Below are 16,418 nucleotides of genomic sequence, written 5' to 3'. Positions count from 1 at the left end.
AAATATGTAATACCGCTTACATTTTACACATATAACCAATTATTACATTTAAAAATAAACAAAAAAAGACGAAGTCAGCATGTTGGCTGTTTCGTCTTTTTTATTTTTACCAATAAGAGCATTGATTTATTTCTTCAGCAACAAATATATGAAGTAAGGAGCACCGATCAGCGCCGCAATTACGCCAGCAGGAATACCATCAGGGTCTGCAATATTTCTACCAATCGTATCTGCTAACAGTAGCAGCCAGCCTCCTGTTAATATCGACACAGGTAATGAAACTGAATTCCTTGGTCCCACGAGCGCTCTAGCGATATGAGGAGCCATAAGCCCGATAAAAGCAATGCTCCCGGCAACAGATACGGCAGCGGCCGCAAGTGCAACAGCCGAGACAAGCAAAATAATTCTTTCCTTGTTAATGGAGACTCCAAGACCAATCGTTACTCCTTCACTAAGTCCCAGCAGGTCTAAACGGCGTGCCTTATACAAAGTGAAAGGGATTAAGATGATCAGCCATGGCAGGATTGAATAGATAAAAATCCAGTCCGTTCCCCATATATTCCCCGCAAGCCAGCGAGAGATGAAACTTACTTTCACCTGATCGGTGGAAGAGATTAACACGATCATAACGCCAGAAAGTGCCATCGAGAACCCGACTCCGACAAGCACGAGTCGCATCGGAATCAGCCCCACCCCGCGCCGATAAGAGAAAACATAAATAACAGCTGCCGTCAGCAATGCCCCTATAAAAGCAACCACTGGAATGAGATATGTGAAACTCCCTGCTTCAATCGGAACAAATAGAAAGAAGATAGCGACCGCTACGCCGGCACCTGAGTTAATCCCGATAATCCCTGGGTCGGCAAGATCATTTCTTGTTACTCCTTGCAGAATCGCACCAGATAAGGCAAGAGCAAACCCGGCGAGCAGTGTAATAATGATTCTCGGAAGCCGAATCGAGAACAGTACAAACTCTTCCTTAAATGTCCCGTTACCTAGAAAGGTCGGAAGCAGGCGGCTAAAAGATAAAGAAGAAGCACCCAGGCTTAGACTGACAAGCAAAGTGAACAAAATAAGCAAAGCGAGCGCAGCCAGCGTAATGCCAACTTTTCTGTTTTTTTGAAATCCGAGCATCAGTAACCTTTCCCTCCTTTATTGACAATGAGCAGGAAGAAAGGTAATCCTAACATAGCAACGATCGCTGCTACAGGTGTTTCGTAAGGAGCATAAATGGTACGACCCAGCGTGTCGGCAAGCAGCATAAAAGTAGCACCGCAAATCGCCGACATCGGAAGAACATATCGGTAATCTGTACCGATAATGAAACGTACAATATGAGGAACCATCAGGCCAATAAATGCCATGCTTCCCACAAGAGCAACAGACGCACCTGCTAAAACAATAATAACGAGAAGCAGAATGATTTTAATATATTTGGTGTTCTGTCCAAGGCCTACTGCAATCTCTTCATTCAAACTTAGAATGGTAAGCTGCCGTGATAGAATCATCGCAACAATCAGCCCGATAAGAATAAAAGGAATGATTAACTGCAGCTGACCCCATGTTGTACCGATCAATCCTCCAGATGTCCACATCGATACATTCTTCGAGATTCGAAAATATAAACTGATTCCTTCCGCGAGCGCATAGAGCATAGCAGAGATAGCAGAGCCGGCCAGGACCAATTTCACCGGTGTCAGCCCGTTTTTCGCCAGCATTCCTATACCGAAAACAAGCAGCGTACCAAGTGCTGTTCCTACAAAGCAGGCCAGCATGACTGTAAAATAGTTCGCCGAAGGCAGTAAGGCAAGCGTGACAGCAAGTGCAAAATTACCACCCGCTGTAATGCCAAGCAGGCCTGGATCAGCAAGTGGATTGCGAGTCATCCCCTGCATAATTGCTCCCGATACCGCTAAAGCCGCGCCTACTAATACAGCTGCAATTTCTCTTGGCAGCCGAATTTCCCGTATCATCGTAATGGCCTCATTAGTGGCTCCAAAGGTAATGGCAGACCAAGCATCTTTAAGGCTCGTATCTGCTGCACCAAGGACGATCGCTAGCATAAATGCAGTTACAAATAAGATGGCGCCGACGATGAATTTTGCGATCATCGGTATGCTAATCGTTTTATTTTTAAACATTGTCATCTGTTCTTTCCCTATTCATTTCCTAGAAAGTGTTCACGGAAGAATTCAAGTTGTGAGTCCAATGTTAACGCATCATTAAAATAAAACTCACTTGCATTTGCTTCAAATACATGACCATTTTTTACGGCAGGTATTTCTTTATATGTGGAAGTCTCTTGGAATGAATTATCTTGTTCTGCAGACTTGCTGAACACCAGATAATCACCCACATATTCGGAAAGGACTTCTGAAGAAATCGCATAGTATCCGTCCTTAAGAGCCATTTCTTTTACTTTTTCCGGCATTTTCAGCCCCATTTGCTGATAAAGAATTTCCGTCCCACGACCCCAATTATCTCCAAAAACGTACATTTGTTTATCGAAACTTTCCATTACTGTAACGGTAGTATCTTCACCGAGTTTTGCTTTGATTTCGTCACCCAAAGTCTGGGCACGTTGCTTAAAGTCATCGATCCAAGCCTGTGCTTCTTTTTCTTTGTTCACTGCCTTACCGATTTCTAGATGCTGTGTAAGGTAATCTACTTTTCCGTAAGTATACGTTACTGTTGGAGCGATTTCTTTTAGCTTGTCCAAGTTTTTGTTATCAGACGATCCGATAATAAGGTCTGGATCTAGTTCAATAATTTTCTCCAGATTCTCATCTGACACTTCTACTGCACCTGGTAATTTCTCTTTAAATTTAGGGTTTGCCATCGCCCATGAATCGACTCCGACCACATTTACACCTAAAGAAATCAAGTCCCCAGTATAGGTTGACAGAACAACCACGCGCTGTGGGTTCGCAGGAACCTCAATCGGTCCACTTTCTGACTGATATGTAATTGTCCCAGACTCTACCGGTACCTGTCCGGAATCTTTGGTTTGCTCAGATCCATTGTTAGCGGATTCAGAAGCGCCAGTACTACTTGAGCCATTACCTGCGTTTCCGCAAGCACTAATAACCAGCACCATAATTAAAATAAATGGAACGAGTAATCTCTTCATCTTTCTTTATCTCCCTTATGAATATAATCGAATAATAACGTTCTCGATCATCATTCTATTGAGAATGATAATCAGTATTATATGAATGAATACTAGTCTCAATTACTATATCTGTCAATAACTTATTTGAAAAAGATGAACAATGATGCAGACATCCCCCTCTCCCCTTTTCATCCAAGACTTTGTCCCGTAAATCAAAAAGAGGACGGGGCAGCTCGCTTCTGCCCCGTCCTCTTTAGATAGATGTAATCTTAACTCTATTACCTGTATTTGATCTTTGTTCGATCATAAGATTTGCGTGCTGTATCTCCTAGCATTATGCTTCGTTATAACCGTTTTCCCCATAAGGTTGTAGCTTTTCAAGCCAACTTGCTTCCAGCTTCTTGAGTGCATCTTTGGCATCAAAAAACAGATTGCTTTCCGGTACTTTTAGCTTCTCTACAACCTCAATAGCAAAAGCATCTTCACCATACTGCTTCCATTCTTCCTGAAGCCTGCGGTTACGATGACTGCCCATATTCAGCATAAACTGCTGACCATTCAGACTTCTCAAATTGGGCGTACTTGCTATATATCGCTTGCCGTTTTCCTTATTTTGAATCTGGTAGACACCTGCTTCTGTCTTCATTTCCTTTGCTAGCTGTTTTAATTCCTCTCTGCGGTTTGTCATCTGGCTATTCTCTCCTTCCTGAGGTGTGAGCCAGTAACTGCTTCCATCTTCTTCCCGGCTCAGTATTCCGTAATCAACCATAGATCTGCGAAGTAACACATAATCCTCATAGACTTGCTCGAGAATGCCATTCACTTCTGCTTCGGTATAAACTTTCTCTACATCAAAACGTCTTGCGATTTCGTCCATAATGATGAGACGATGCTTCTCCTGAGCACCAAACGTTTCAAGCGGGCCATCCGTACCAAACGGGAAATATTTGCTGAGTACCTGCTCTTGCTCGGTCAGTGAGTTAGTCTCCTTATTCACTTCCTGCGACACTTTGCTTCGAAGTGGAGCAGGAGGTAATCCGGCAGCATCGGGTTCATGTGAATGCAGCAGTTCCATCACGGCGAGCAGCACTTTTGCTTGTCGTTCCTTCTCCTTGAGTACAAATCGATGGTTTCGAATCGTAGACGTAGAGCCAATTCCAAGCTCTTTTTGGATTTCAGCATCCTTTTTCCCTTGATAAAATTGAGCTAGCAACCTGCGCTGTACATCAGAAAGTCCACTAATTCTTTTATCTTGTGATATCAGGAATTCAAACACCGAGCCATGGTCCTGCTGAATATGGACTTGTATATATCTGAATGATTCGTATAACACTCCATTGTGAGGGTAGATGATCCCTTTTTCAGCGGCGTAACCACAGCAGACACAAACATATTCATATTCTGTCTCGATATATCCGCGTTTCATTTCCTCCAGAGAGGCATCATACGCAAAATCAGGATGTTGTTCTGTCACAGTAATTTCTCCCTGCATTGTTTATTAATATATAGATATTATATGAATTCGTTTGTAAAATGTCAAACTAATCAATATTACGTTTAAATATAATTAGACATTATATGTTTTTGTCTATAAAAAAGGAGAGCCCATTTAGGCTCTCCTTTTTTTCACAATAGTTTTGCACGATATTTTATCCTAATGCCAATTTCCCCATAACAACAGCTTTACTTGCTCCTGTTGCTGATGGCATGTTATTGGCTACTCCATGCATAAAGTCATTGCCAAGTATGGCAAAGATCACAGCTTCCTTCGCGTCATCAATGAGTCCATATGCTCCTGAAGTCGTAACTTGATTCCCCGGTAAAAGATCGTTAATCATCTTCATCAAAGTTACATTATGGGCTCCCCCACCCGAAATAATGATCTCATCAATATCATGATTAGGGAAAATCAATTTCTCGTAACTGTGCGCTATGGAAACAGCTGTAAACCAGGTTGCTGTAGCTACCATATCTGCCTGTGATAAACCTCGCCCTGCCGCTACCTCTAGGAATTTAGTGGCATAGGCTACTCCGAACACTTCACGGCCGGTGGACTTCGGCGCAGGCAGCTGAAAATAAGGATGTTCCATCAACCGCTGAACCATATCCTTATCTGGAGTGCCAGAAGCCGCCCATTGGCCACCGCTGTCATACAACTGCTCCCCAGCGGATAACGTCTGAACAATCTGATCTACGATCATATTTCCAGGCCCCGTATCAAAAGCGATTACATCATCCTGCTGACAACCTGCTGGGAGCACAGTACAGTTACCAATTCCACCAATGTTCTGAAGTATTCTTCCCTTATGAGCATCCCTAAAGAGGATCAAATCGCCATAAGGCACTAGGGGTGCACCTTGACCTCCAGCAGCCATATCAGCCGGCCTGAAATCCCCAACAACGGGCCTGCCTGTACGCTGTGCAATAATAGACAGATCGCCAAGCTGTAAGGTAGACCGACTCAGCTCAGGCTGCTTCGGGTCAAGCTCGGGAATATGCCACACCGTCTGTCCATGTGAACTAATAAAATCAATCTGCTCCATCGAAAGGCTGGCTTGATCCGCTACTGCCTGCGCTGCTTTCGCAAACCGTTCTGCCAGCCGAAAATTCATAGAGCAAATTTTATCTACACTAGAATGGTCTACATTACAGAGCTCTTTAATCTGCTCTCTGAAATGCTGTTCATAAGGTAAGCTTGTAAAAGCTAACAGCTTTACCTTCGTACGAAGCCCGCTCCCAGCTAACTGGACAAGGGCAGCATCAACTCCGTCAAGGGACGTACCGGACATCAGTCCGATGACTAATTTCTCTGTCTCCTGATGGAATCCGGTAATCATACGTGGGCCGTATTTGCTTTTTCTTGGTCGCCTAGGGAGACAGGTAGTGTTCCTTGGAAAGGAATCGAACCGAGCAGCGCTTTCGCAATGCTCTCCATCGTTAGAGGTCTGCTCTCATATGCAGCCATGTATACCTTTACCTCAGGGAAAGCTGCAATGTCATACGGATTACGAGTAGCGACAACCGCAAGTGGTTTTCCAAGCGCCTGCAACTGTTTAACAAGCTCGGACTGTTCTTCATAGAAATGAGCATTATACGTCGCAATGACGATCTGTTCTATTTCTGCCTCTTGAGCTGCTTCCAGCACACGTGCCGTTTCTTCAGCTACCTCTGCAGCAGGGATGCTCAGATCAATCGCATTTAGCCCCTGCTCGATCAGTGCAGTCCCCAGACTATATTGATCCTTAATAATTTCATCCGCAATGGTCATAGCAGACGAAGCGACCGTTACGACCAGTGTACGCTGCTTCTTCAGAGGCAACATACCTATTTCATCACGAACCAAAGTCATGCTGCGCTCGCTGATTCGGCGTGCAAGATCTTGATGTTCTTTAACTCCAACCCCAACCGGAAGCCCTTCGGCATTAATTACGGGTGCAGTTACCTTATGAGCAGGGAAATCACCTTGTTCGGTCATAATCCCGCGGCGAATTTTCATTTCAAGTAGACGGCGAACAGACTCATTAATACGTTCTTCGCTGATTCTTCCTTCGGCTACCGCCTTTTCAATCGCTTCGTACGCTCCGGTCAGCAAATCATGCGTATGGCTGATCAAAATCAAGTCTGCTCCTGCTTCAATCGCCATCACGGATGCTTCTACGGTTCCATAGGTATCTACAATTGCGTTCATCTCCATGCAATCGGTCATAATTACACCTTGGTAACCAAGTTCCTCTCTTAGCAGACCTGTGAGTACTGAGGAAGATAGGGTAGCAGGTTTCCCTTCAGATTCCAGTGCCGGGAAGAAAATATGGGCTGACATGATGAAATCTACGCCTTCTTCAATCGCCTTGATAAACGGAACTAGCTCCACCTCATTCATCCGGGCTAGATCATGAGGAACAACAGGCAAGTCATGATGGGAATCAGCTGCGGTATCACCATGTCCAGGGAAATGTTTGGCTGCAGCAGACACACCGGCATCTTGCAGTCCACGAACAGAATTCGCACCATATTCAGCTACGACTTCCGGAGACTCCCCAAAAGAGCGAACGCCAATAACCGGGTTAAGCGGATTATTGTTTACATCAAGAACGGGCGCAAAGTTCAGGTTAATTCCAAGCGCACTCATCTCTTTACCGCTCGCAAGTGCAGCTTCATATGCATCTTCCGGTGAACCCGCAGCGGCAATCGCCATATTTCCAGGGAATAAAGTGATCCCTTCGGCAATCCTTGCAACCATACCGCCTTCCTGATCGATAGAGATGAAATGCGGAATTTGATTAGCGTTCTGTGCTACGTTTTGCAACTCATAAGTTAGATTCGCAACTTGGCCCACATTCTGTACGTTCCTCGCAAAATAAATGATGCCGCCGACCGGATTGGCTCTAAAAAAATCAGCAAGCGGTTCTGTCAGCTCTGTACTTGGCAATCCGCATAACAGCAGTTGTCCTATTTTTTCACGCAAGCTCAGTTTCTTAAGTAACGTTTCTACATTCAGGTTTCGATCCATGTCTTCATCTCCCATATAATAGATAAGGTTTACGTCGTTGTTTCCAAGCACTTTCATCCTGCTTCCACTTCTTCATGATTTGCGAGAGTCCTGCCTGATTTGCCACAACACTTCTAACTTCTTCCCCGCCTGTAAGCAAATCTATAAAACATCTCGTTCTTCCTTCTGGCGGAGCAAGCCATTCGAACTTTTCCGGGCAGTGGTTGATCACCTCATGCAACAAGACAAGCCCCGTCTCCACAGACCGATACCAGAGCGGATCTGTTACAAAAAGACGTACTCCTCCGCACAACGTACCTTGATGTTTAGAAAACATCGGTGTTATGTATACCGGGTGAAAATGAACGCCAGGAAGGCACCTACTGTTCAATTGATCAGCTAGCCTTTTTCCATCGATCCAAGGAGCACCAATCCACTCAAAGGGACGTGTCGTTCCCCGTCCTTCCGAGAGATTTGTCCCTTCGAAGAGACACGTCCCTGCATAAACACGGACCGCATCCGGTGTTGGCATATTGGGAGATGGTATCATCCAAGGAAGACCCGTTTCGGTAAATTCCATGCCTCGGGTCCATCCCGCAAGCTTCACCACATCCAAATCGCAATGCATTCGCTCTTCCTGATTTCTCATCAAGGCGATTTCACCTATCGTCATTCCCGTACGTATTGGCATATACCATGCACCTACAAAAGACTCATACCCTTCCTGCAGTAATCCACCTTCTACCTGTTCTCCGCCAAGGGGGTTCACACGGTCAAGAACTAAGAGCGCTTTCCCACTCGCAGCACATGATTCCATTATATAGAAAAGAGTGGACAAATAGGTATAGAAACGGATACCAATATCCTGCATATCAAAAATAATTGTATCTACGTGAGCAAGCATCTCCGCCGTTGGCCTTTTATGCTTCCCATAGAGACTAAATACAGGGATATTCAGTTCTGAATGAAACTCATCTTCAAAAAAAACCCCAGCTTGCCGCTCTCCGTATAGTCCGTGTTCCCCTGCAAAGAGGGCTGTCAGCTTACTGTGCGGAAGATGGGAACATACCTCAATCGTTGTTCGGAAATCCGAAGTAATACCAGTCGGGTTAGTGACTAGACCAACCCGCTTGCCTCTTAGAAATGGATGATCCAGATCTTGTATCAGATCTGCTCCTGTACGTACTTTTACTGTCATGGTTACGTCCTCCTTCTATATGAGGTAACAAACTAGCCGCTCTACCGAGAATGAAACAGAATTTGAATAAAAGAAGCGCAGGTAATTTCATACCTGCGCTCTTTCTTTATTTTTGAAGCAGATTATGAAACAACTGTGCTGCTTCCGCTCTCGTTATTTCATAGAAGAAACGCTATGCTTTGTTCCAAAATGTCCTTCATCCCACTCGTCATTTACTGGCTGCTCATCTTCTTGGAGCACATTTGCAGTTATTTTGTTCAGGTACACGCCCATCATGCCGTTAAAGAGAACGAAGAAACCTACAGCTGTTAGAGCAAGCAATAAACTTAGCAAGGCAGCCTGAAAAAATGCACCCACCGTATATCCCGGATAACGAAATAGCAGTTTGGCACTTTCACCCATGGCGCGGAAGATGCCCATTTCTTTTTGCAGAATCAACTGGAAGGTGTGGAACTGGGAGATGAAGGCCATGATGACAAAGTACGTTTGAAATAAGGCTATTACCGTATAGAACATGCCCTCTTTGCTTCCGTAATACCACCATGTAGACCACAGAATGATGACAAGCAGCGATACGAATAGTCCCATGATCACCGCGGCAAAGTAGCCTTTTTTTGCTCCCTCCAGCAAATCACGCATTCCTGACCTTCTGCTTCTCCGTTCCAGTTTATGATGAAATACATGAAGTACGCCAAAGAACAGTGGCATGTAAACGAACGGTACGACAATCAGACTTACCGTAAGTGGCAGTAACAGAATGGCAGGAAGCAGGATTAGTGAGCTAATCAGGCTGTACAAAGCCACCGGAACGATCTCGCGGTAGACCTCTGCACCTGTCTTCACCAGGACTTCATTTAACTTTCGCATCGCTTCATCACTCCTTAAAGTGCCTTATAGGCGGATTCGCTCTTCTGTCTCAGGGTCAAAAAAGTGGGCTTTTCTAAGATCTAATAAGAAAGTTTTAGGCTGACCACTGTATGCAATCGTCTCCGGATTCACCTTCGCTGTAATCATTCGACTACCAACATGAAAATACACCAAGTTCTCCGAGCCCAAGTGCTCGACCACTTCTACTTTCACAGCAAGTTTATGCGGGCTTTCAAGCACTGGGGCCAAATCTTCTCCATAAATATGCTCAGGACGTATGCCGAGAATCACTTTTTGGCCCTGATAACCGGAAAGACCAGCAGCTACTCCATCTGAAAGGGTAAAGGAGGCACCTTCTACCGCAACCTGATTTCCTTTTACCGTCGCATCCATAAAATTCATTGCTGGGGAACCGATAAAACCGGCAACAAACATGTTTTGGGGATTCGCATAAAGTTCGGTAGGTGAATCAACTTGCTGGATGACGCCGTTGTTCATAACGACGATACGCTCACCAAGCGTCATTGCTTCTACCTGATCATGAGTTACATATACGATGGTCGCTCCGAGTCTTTTGTGGAGCTCACTTAGCTCTACTCGCATCTGAATGCGCAGCTTGGCATCAAGGTTAGAAAGCGGCTCATCAAACAGGAACACTTGCGGGTCACGTACAATGGCACGACCTACTGCAACACGCTGTCTTTGTCCCCCCGAAAGTTCACGAGGTTTTCTTTCAAGCATATGGGTAAGCCCCAGAATGGAAGCCGCATTTTCAACTTGCTGATCAATAAACTGCTTATCTTTCTTCAGATTCCGAAGTCCAAATGAGAGATTTTCACGAATAGTCATATGCGGGTACAGTGCGTAATCCTGAAACACCATCGCAATATCCCGATCCTTGGGATGTAGATTGTTTACTACCCGATCTCCGATCAGAATGTCTCCATCGGTCTGTTTTTCAAGGCCTGCAATCATGCGAAGCGACGTTGTTTTACCGCAGCCGGAAGGACCGACAAACACGACAAACTCCTGGTCTTCAATGACAAAATCAGAGCCCGCCACCGCGGTAAAAGTTCCTTTTTTATCATCTGTAAATTGCTTACGCACTTGTCGAAACTCTACGCGTGCCATAGGAATTCCTCCTTCATGTCATCAGCCTTTAACGGCTCCAATGGTAATGCCTTGCAGGAAGTAACGCTGCAGGGAGAAGAACAAAATAATCATCGGGAGTGCACCAACGGTAGCCCCCGCCATCATCGCGGCAAAATCGGAAGCGTCACCGAATACAAAGGAAGCCAGTCCCACCTGTATGGTCCGCATCTCGTTTGAATTGGTAATCAAGAATGGCCAGAAAAATTCGTTCCAAGAGGCAACAAAGCTAAAAATAGCAAGGACAGCAAGTCCTGGTTTAGCCATCGGAAGTATGACCTTCCAAAAGATCCCAAACTCACTGCAGGCATCAATACGAGCGGCATGAATGAGTGAGGTCGGAAGAGAAGACATGTATTGCTTCATTAAAAATATATTCCCTACACTAACGGCCATCGGTAAAATAATCGCTGTATAGGTATCCCCTATGTTAAACACATTGACCATAAGTACATAAAGCGGAATGAGTGTCACCTGTGCGGGAATCATCATCGTGCTCAGCAGTACCCAGAAAATCGCCTTGTTCCCAGGGAACTTCAGCTTGGCAAAGGCATAACCTGCAAGTGAGGCAAAGAACACATTCGTAATAGTCGTTACCGCTGCGATAAAAAAGGAGTTCCATAACCATCGCCAGGCATCCGTTTTACCAAAAAACCTTTCATAAGGTGTCATTGAAACGACTTCCGGAATCATCTGCGGACGAAATGTAGCTGATACTTTCGTATCCTGAACTGAACCAACGAGCATCCAGTACAAAGGAATAACCGTCACAATGGCCCACAGCAAAATAATAACGGCGGCGAGAATGAGCAGAATTGATCTTTTTTTCGTATCCATCTACGGGTAGCACCTCCCTCTTGGCTGCCGTCTAGTATTCAACATCACTTGAGAAGTATTTAAATTGCACTACAGAAATGACCACAATAATAATGGCAAGAATAAATGATTGTGCGGACGCCAGACCAAATTCATAGAATGTAAAGGCTGTTTGATAGATGAGGTAGGCAATCGTCGTCGTTGCAAAGTTTGGTCCACCCTGCGTCATAAGATAAACCGAGATAAACACCTGGAATGAACCAATAACCCCAGTAACGAGCAAATAAAGTGTGGTGGGTTTCAAAAGAGGCCACGTGATCCGGGTAAATTTGGTCCATGCACTTGCGTGATCAATATCTGCGGCTTCATAGAGTGATTTGGGAACTCCACCTAAAGCAGCCATGTACAAAATAATGCCTGCCCCGTGCGATCCGAGCCAGCTCATCAGAATAAGCGAAAATAATGCGGTGCTGGACTGGCCTAGCCAGATAACCGGATCGAGGCCAAACAAACCAATAAAGCGGTTAAGAAGACCAGACCCCGTCGGGTCAAAGATGGCGAGCCATACAACGGAGATGGTCACACCGGAAGCAACGGCTGGTAAATACAGCGTCGCCTTGAAGAACGTTTGCCACTTTGTTTTCATCTGAAAGATTAGCACAGAGAGTACAAACGTAATCAGGATGTTGATAGGAACCGTTCCTAATGTGAAAAGAAGTGTGTTCCGCATCGATTTCCAGAAAATCGTGTCCTGAAATAACCTACTGTAATTATCAACTCCAACCCAGCTGGACTGGATAACATCATACTCCTGAAAACTCATCACAAAGGCGCTGCCTACAGGATAAAGTGTAAAGATAAGGAACAACAGGACTGGTGCAAAAATAAAAAGATAGGCCCAGCCATATTCTTTGAAAAAGCGTCCTGGACCGGAAGAAGGCGCCCGTTTCGGCGCAAGCGCTGTCTGCATCGTTGTTCACCCCTATCTGTTGTTAGGAACATCATGAACTGCGTATGTTTATTGGGTAAAAGAAGAGACCTGGCGAACAAGAGGGATCATCAAGATGATATTTTTTCCTGTTCGCCCGGCTTTTCTAAGAGACATTATTTAAACATCTGCTCTGCTTTGACTTTAAAATCTTCGGCAATCTGCTCTGGCGTCTTCTCACCCGAGTAGAGTGCCTGCATATTCGGTTTCACCACTTGCTCCTTGTACTGTTTGAGCTGAGCAGCTTTATCAACATCCAGCGTAAGCGTGACGGGAACATCTAGATTTTCAGCCAGTTTTTTTGCTGCATCAATTGTCTCTTGACTCCCAACACCTTTATCCTTGAAATATTCCTGCTGGGATTTACGAACGAATGGCAATACGAGCTGATTAGCTGAGTTTCCGCCTTTAGCACCGCTCAGTGCCTCCATGACAAGGAAGGTGTTTTTTGCATGCTGTTCTCCCTTATCTTTCTTCTGTTTAAAAGCTACATAACCCTCGCCACCCATCGTTGTTCTTGGCTTGGCGTTATCATGATAAGGAGCTGGCAGCAGTACAAATTCTACTTTTTCTGCTTGAATGGTTCCTGCATCAATATCTTTGTTCCGGTTTTGAATCATGACATCGTAGTAGGGAAGTGCTTTGGAGAGGATTGCGGTCTGCTCAGCATAGAACATCTCTGTTCGTTTAGCAGGAGCAATTGCCGCAGTTTCTTTAGGCATGTAGCCTTGATCAATGAGGTTTTTGATGAATTTCAAGGTGTCTAAAATGCGATCGTCACCCCACTGGAATTCTCCCTTGTCGTTCAGAACATCAGGCATTCCATTGTTGTTAGCAATCATTTCAATAAAATCAAGAGAAGTACCATCGGTAACGAGAGCATACTGCTTGGAACCATCTGGAGCTGTCCCCGTTAGTTTGGCAGCCGCTTCCGTAAATTCACTCCAGGTCCAGCCCTCTTCTTGGATCTTCTTATAGTCGATGCCCACTTCTTCTAGAATCCGCTTATTCCCACCCCAAGTCCACTGACTTTGATAGAGAGGCAGACCGTATTGTTTCCCTTGAATCTGACCGAGCTCCAAGGTACCTGGTACAAAGTCATCTTTCATTTCCTGGGTAATATACGAGTCCAGCTCTAAGGCAAGCCCTGTTTTGACATAAGCACCATCTACCGCATGAAAGTAGAGATCTGGCGGATTCCCGGTGTTTAGTGCCACATCAAATTTTTTCGGTCCCTCAGCCCAGGACAGCATTTCATATTTGACTGTAATATTGGGATGGTCCTGATTAAAATCAGCAATGAGCTCCTTCAAATCATCTTCATACGTTCCGTGAACAGGGTATGTCCATACCACAACGGTATCTTTTGCATCTGCACTATGTGCTCCGCCGTCTCCGGAAGTTCCTCCACCACACGCCGTAACGATGAGCATCATCATGGCGAGCATGAGCGTTAGTGGTTTCTTCATATCCCGATTCTCCTTTGGTACTGCATGATTTGGTTTAGCTGTACTTTACTTGAACATTTGCTCTCCCTTAGTTTTGAATTCAGCGGCAATTTCCTCTGCTGATTTCTCACCTGTAAAGAGGGCTTGAATATTTGGTTTCATGACTTGTTCTTTGAATTGTTTCTGCTTAGCTGCAAGATCAGAATCCAGCGACAGAACTACAGGTTGCTCCATGTTTTCAGCCATCACTTTAGCTGCGGCAATGGTTTCTTCTGTACCTAAACCTTTACCTTCAAAGTACTCAGCCTGCGATTTTCTTACAAAAGGAAGGACAAGCTCGTTGGCTGAATTTCCTGCTTTGGCACCGCTAAGAGCTTCCATAACGAGGAATGTATTTTTGGCATGCTGCTCACCTTTGTCTTTCTTTTGTTTAAAGGCTACATAACCTTCGCCGCCCATTGTTGATTTTTGCGGTGCGTCTTTATGATGTGGAACCGGCAGTAATACGAACTCTACTTTGTCACCTTGTACTGTTCCGGCATCAATATCCGCATTTCTTTGCTTAATCAATACGTCGTAGTAAGGAATTGCTTTGGAAATAATGGCTGCCTGCCCAGCGTAAAACATTTCTACCCGTTTTGCTGGAGCAATCGCTGCCGTTTCTTTTGGCATAAATCCTTCCGTGCGCAGTGACTCGAGAAACTTGAGTGTTTCTAGAATTCGATCATCATTCCACTGAAATTCACCTTCCGCATTCAGGACATCCGGCATGTTGTAGTTACGGGAGAGGAGTTCCATGATTTCCATCGTTTGTCCTTCAGTCACAAAAGCATACTGTGTCGTACCATCGGGTGCTTTGCCCATCAGCTTAGGCGCAATTTGTAAGAATTCATCCCATGTCCAGCCTTCTTGCTGAATCTTTTTCCAATCAACACCAGCATCATCTAGGATCTTCTTGTTACCGCCCCAACCCCACTGATACTGATAAATCGGAAGTCCATATTGTTTTCCTTGAACTTGACCCAGTTCGAGCGTCCCCGGATAGTAGTCATCCTTGATTTCCGGTGTCAGAAAATCATCCAACTGGATAGCTAGACCTGAATCCACATAACTGCCATCCACACTGTGGAAATACAAATCTGGCGGATTTCCTGTATTCAGGGCAACATCGAATTTCTTAGGGCCCTCAGCCCAAGTCAGCATTTCAGTTTTGACCGTAATATTAGGATGATCTTTCTTAAAGTCAGCGAGAAGATCTTTTAAATCGTCTTCATATTTGTTATGAACAGGATACGTCCATACCGTAACCGTATCTTTGGCATCCGCACTTTGAGAATTGCCTCCACCCCCGCCGCTGCAAGCTGTTGCGGCAAACATTAGAATAGAAGTCAGCAGAATTAACGTTTTTCTCATGAAAAATATCTCCCCTCGTGTTCCTTCAAGGAACAACGTAGATTTTGATTCTCTACCTTTTTAGGGCCCTTCTGCTCTCTTCCAGATATTTTACGGATTGCTCGTAATTCTTGCTGGCTACACAGAGGTATAAAATATCAATCAGATTAAGCTGAGTAATGCGGGAACCCATGGCACCGCTGCGTATCTCATTCTCTGTAGAAGACGTGAATAAGGGCACCGTTGCTAGTTTACTGAGCTTCGAATGTCCGTACTTCGTCAAGCTGATTACTTCTGCCTCTCGCTGTCTTGCAATTTCACCTACGCGCAGTACCTCTTCTGTCTCTCCCGAGTAGGAAATACATACGGCGACGTCCTCTTTGGTCATGGTCACGGCAGCTGTCAGTTGCTGGTGAGGATCTGCGAAATAAAAACTCGTTTTGTTAATCCTCAAAAACTTCTGCTGGGCATCCATCGCGATTAAATTGGAGGCACCGACGCCAAAAAAATAAATACGTCTTGCTTTTTCCATTAAAAAGGCAGCACGCTCAACCATCGCCTCATCCATAATTTTCAGCGTATCCCGAATAGACTGGATATTATTGATAGACACATTCTGGATGATCGCTGATACGCTGTCATTCGGTCTGATCTCCTGATAGCCTGCCTCGTCGCTGTGCCCCTGCAGATCACCTGCCACTTTCAGCTTCAAATCTTGGTACCCCTTGAAGCCGATCGTTTTGCACAAACGAATAATGGCTGCTTGACTTGCTCCACTCTTGGAAGCAAGTTCAGCAACGGAGAACTCGATCATTTCTCCGGGGTGCTGGAGGATGTAAGTTGCAATTTTGCGTTCCGAAGGATTAAGCGTTTCATAGACTTCTTTGAGACGAACCAAGCCACCATTCATACGGGCAGCCTCACCTCCAATCTACTTTCTTATGCACAAAATGTTAAGT

Annotated in this window: 14 protein-coding genes; all 14 read right to left on the bottom strand. The window is 45.0% G+C overall.

All coding sequences use genetic code 11. The features are described 5' to 3' along the window. Nucleotides 1-126: 126 nt before the first annotated feature. The 14 genes from KFT32_RS10240 to KFT32_RS10175 all read right to left on the bottom strand — a co-directional run bounded on the left by KFT32_RS10240 (nt 127) and on the right by KFT32_RS10175 (nt 16,369). A complete protein-coding gene (locus KFT32_RS10240) occupies nt 127-1,134 on the bottom strand; it encodes a FecCD family ABC transporter permease (protein WP_211747104.1) in 1,008 nt (335 codons plus the stop codon). Then, nucleotides 1,134-2,141 carry a FecCD family ABC transporter permease gene (locus tag KFT32_RS10235; RefSeq protein ID WP_211747268.1) on the bottom strand — a complete coding sequence of 336 codons (1,008 nt, stop codon included), beginning with the start codon at nt 2,139-2,141 and terminating at the stop codon, nt 1,134-1,136. The genes KFT32_RS10240 and KFT32_RS10235 overlap by 1 nt, the downstream gene beginning before the upstream one ends. 17 nt (nt 2,142-2,158) lie before the next feature. Further along, a complete protein-coding gene (locus tag KFT32_RS10230) occupies nt 2,159-3,130 on the bottom strand; it encodes an iron-hydroxamate ABC transporter substrate-binding protein (protein WP_211747103.1) in 972 nt (323 codons plus the stop codon). Nucleotides 3,131-3,446: 316 nt separating this feature from the next. Further along, nucleotides 3,447-4,586: a DUF2087 domain-containing protein gene (locus KFT32_RS10225; protein WP_349304892.1), complete on the bottom strand. Its 1,140-nt coding sequence runs from the start codon at nt 4,584-4,586 to the stop codon at nt 3,447-3,449. Between the two features lie 175 nt (nt 4,587-4,761). Next, nucleotides 4,762-5,949, bottom strand: coding sequence for an anhydro-N-acetylmuramic acid kinase (locus KFT32_RS10220; protein WP_211747101.1), 1,188 nt, complete (start codon nt 5,947-5,949; stop codon nt 4,762-4,764). Continuing rightward, on the bottom strand, nt 5,946-7,622 hold the full coding sequence (gene nagZ, locus KFT32_RS10215; protein ID WP_211747100.1) for a beta-N-acetylhexosaminidase: 1,677 nt from the start codon (nt 7,620-7,622) through the stop codon (nt 5,946-5,948). Before nagZ ends, KFT32_RS10220 begins: the two co-directional genes overlap by 4 nt. Before the next feature lie 4 nt (nt 7,623-7,626). Then, nucleotides 7,627-8,799, bottom strand: coding sequence for an exo-beta-N-acetylmuramidase NamZ family protein (locus tag KFT32_RS10210; RefSeq protein WP_211747099.1), 1,173 nt, complete (start codon nt 8,797-8,799; stop codon nt 7,627-7,629). Nucleotides 8,800-8,952: 153 nt separating this feature from the next. Next, nucleotides 8,953-9,666: a hypothetical protein gene (locus KFT32_RS10205; RefSeq protein WP_211747098.1), complete on the bottom strand. Its 714-nt coding sequence runs from the start codon at nt 9,664-9,666 to the stop codon at nt 8,953-8,955. A gap of 24 nt (nt 9,667-9,690) precedes the next feature. Continuing rightward, a complete protein-coding gene (locus tag KFT32_RS10200) occupies nt 9,691-10,797 on the bottom strand; it encodes an ABC transporter ATP-binding protein (RefSeq protein ID WP_211747097.1) in 1,107 nt (368 codons plus the stop codon). 21 nt (nt 10,798-10,818) lie between these two features. After that, a complete protein-coding gene (locus KFT32_RS10195; RefSeq protein WP_211747096.1) occupies nt 10,819-11,652 on the bottom strand; it encodes a carbohydrate ABC transporter permease in 834 nt (277 codons plus the stop codon). Nucleotides 11,653-11,683: 31 nt separating this feature from the next. Continuing rightward, on the bottom strand, nt 11,684-12,601 hold the full coding sequence (locus KFT32_RS10190) for a carbohydrate ABC transporter permease (RefSeq protein WP_211747095.1): 918 nt from the start codon (nt 12,599-12,601) through the stop codon (nt 11,684-11,686). A gap of 134 nt (nt 12,602-12,735) precedes the next feature. Next, nucleotides 12,736-14,088, bottom strand: coding sequence for an ABC transporter substrate-binding protein (locus KFT32_RS10185; RefSeq protein ID WP_211747094.1), 1,353 nt, complete (start codon nt 14,086-14,088; stop codon nt 12,736-12,738). Nucleotides 14,089-14,133: 45 nt separating this feature from the next. Beyond that, nucleotides 14,134-15,480: an ABC transporter substrate-binding protein gene (locus KFT32_RS10180; protein WP_211747093.1), complete on the bottom strand. Its 1,347-nt coding sequence runs from the start codon at nt 15,478-15,480 to the stop codon at nt 14,134-14,136. Between the two features lie 52 nt (nt 15,481-15,532). Then, nucleotides 15,533-16,369: a MurR/RpiR family transcriptional regulator gene (locus tag KFT32_RS10175; RefSeq protein WP_211747092.1), complete on the bottom strand. Its 837-nt coding sequence runs from the start codon at nt 16,367-16,369 to the stop codon at nt 15,533-15,535. Between the last annotated feature and the right edge of the window lie 49 nt (nt 16,370-16,418).

The sequence above is a fragment of the Paenibacillus sp. Marseille-Q4541 genome, assembly GCF_018310695.1.
Lineage (GTDB): Bacteria > Bacillota > Bacilli > Paenibacillales > Paenibacillaceae > Paenibacillus.
The sequence above is the reverse complement of the archived record's forward strand: the minus strand, read 5'-3'. Positions and strand labels throughout refer to the sequence as shown.

Excerpts from the sequence above, each read along its gene's own strand:
- KFT32_RS10240 (WP_211747104.1), bottom strand. The coding sequence starts at position 1,134 with ATGCTCGGATTTCAAAAAAACAGAAAAGTTGGCATTACGCTGGCTGCG.
- KFT32_RS10235 (WP_211747268.1), bottom strand. The coding sequence starts at position 2,141 with ATGTTTAAAAATAAAACGATTAGCATACCGATGATCGCAAAATTCATC.
- KFT32_RS10230 (WP_211747103.1), bottom strand. The coding sequence starts at position 3,130 with ATGAAGAGATTACTCGTTCCATTTATTTTAATTATGGTGCTGGTTATT.
- KFT32_RS10220 (WP_211747101.1), bottom strand. The coding sequence starts at position 5,949 with ATGATTACCGGATTCCATCAGGAGACAGAGAAATTAGTCATCGGACTG.
- nagZ (WP_211747100.1), bottom strand. The coding sequence starts at position 7,622 with ATGGATCGAAACCTGAATGTAGAAACGTTACTTAAGAAACTGAGCTTG.
- KFT32_RS10210 (WP_211747099.1), bottom strand. The coding sequence starts at position 8,799 with ATGACAGTAAAAGTACGTACAGGAGCAGATCTGATACAAGATCTGGAT.
- KFT32_RS10205 (WP_211747098.1), bottom strand. The coding sequence starts at position 9,666 with ATGCGAAAGTTAAATGAAGTCCTGGTGAAGACAGGTGCAGAGGTCTAC.
- KFT32_RS10200 (WP_211747097.1), bottom strand. The coding sequence starts at position 10,797 with ATGGCACGCGTAGAGTTTCGACAAGTGCGTAAGCAATTTACAGATGAT.
- KFT32_RS10195 (WP_211747096.1), bottom strand. The coding sequence starts at position 11,652 with ATGGATACGAAAAAAAGATCAATTCTGCTCATTCTCGCCGCCGTTATT.
- KFT32_RS10190 (WP_211747095.1), bottom strand. The coding sequence starts at position 12,601 with ATGCAGACAGCGCTTGCGCCGAAACGGGCGCCTTCTTCCGGTCCAGGA.
- KFT32_RS10185 (WP_211747094.1), bottom strand. The coding sequence starts at position 14,088 with ATGAAGAAACCACTAACGCTCATGCTCGCCATGATGATGCTCATCGTT.
- KFT32_RS10180 (WP_211747093.1), bottom strand. The coding sequence starts at position 15,480 with ATGAGAAAAACGTTAATTCTGCTGACTTCTATTCTAATGTTTGCCGCA.
- KFT32_RS10175 (WP_211747092.1), bottom strand. The coding sequence starts at position 16,369 with ATGAATGGTGGCTTGGTTCGTCTCAAAGAAGTCTATGAAACGCTTAAT.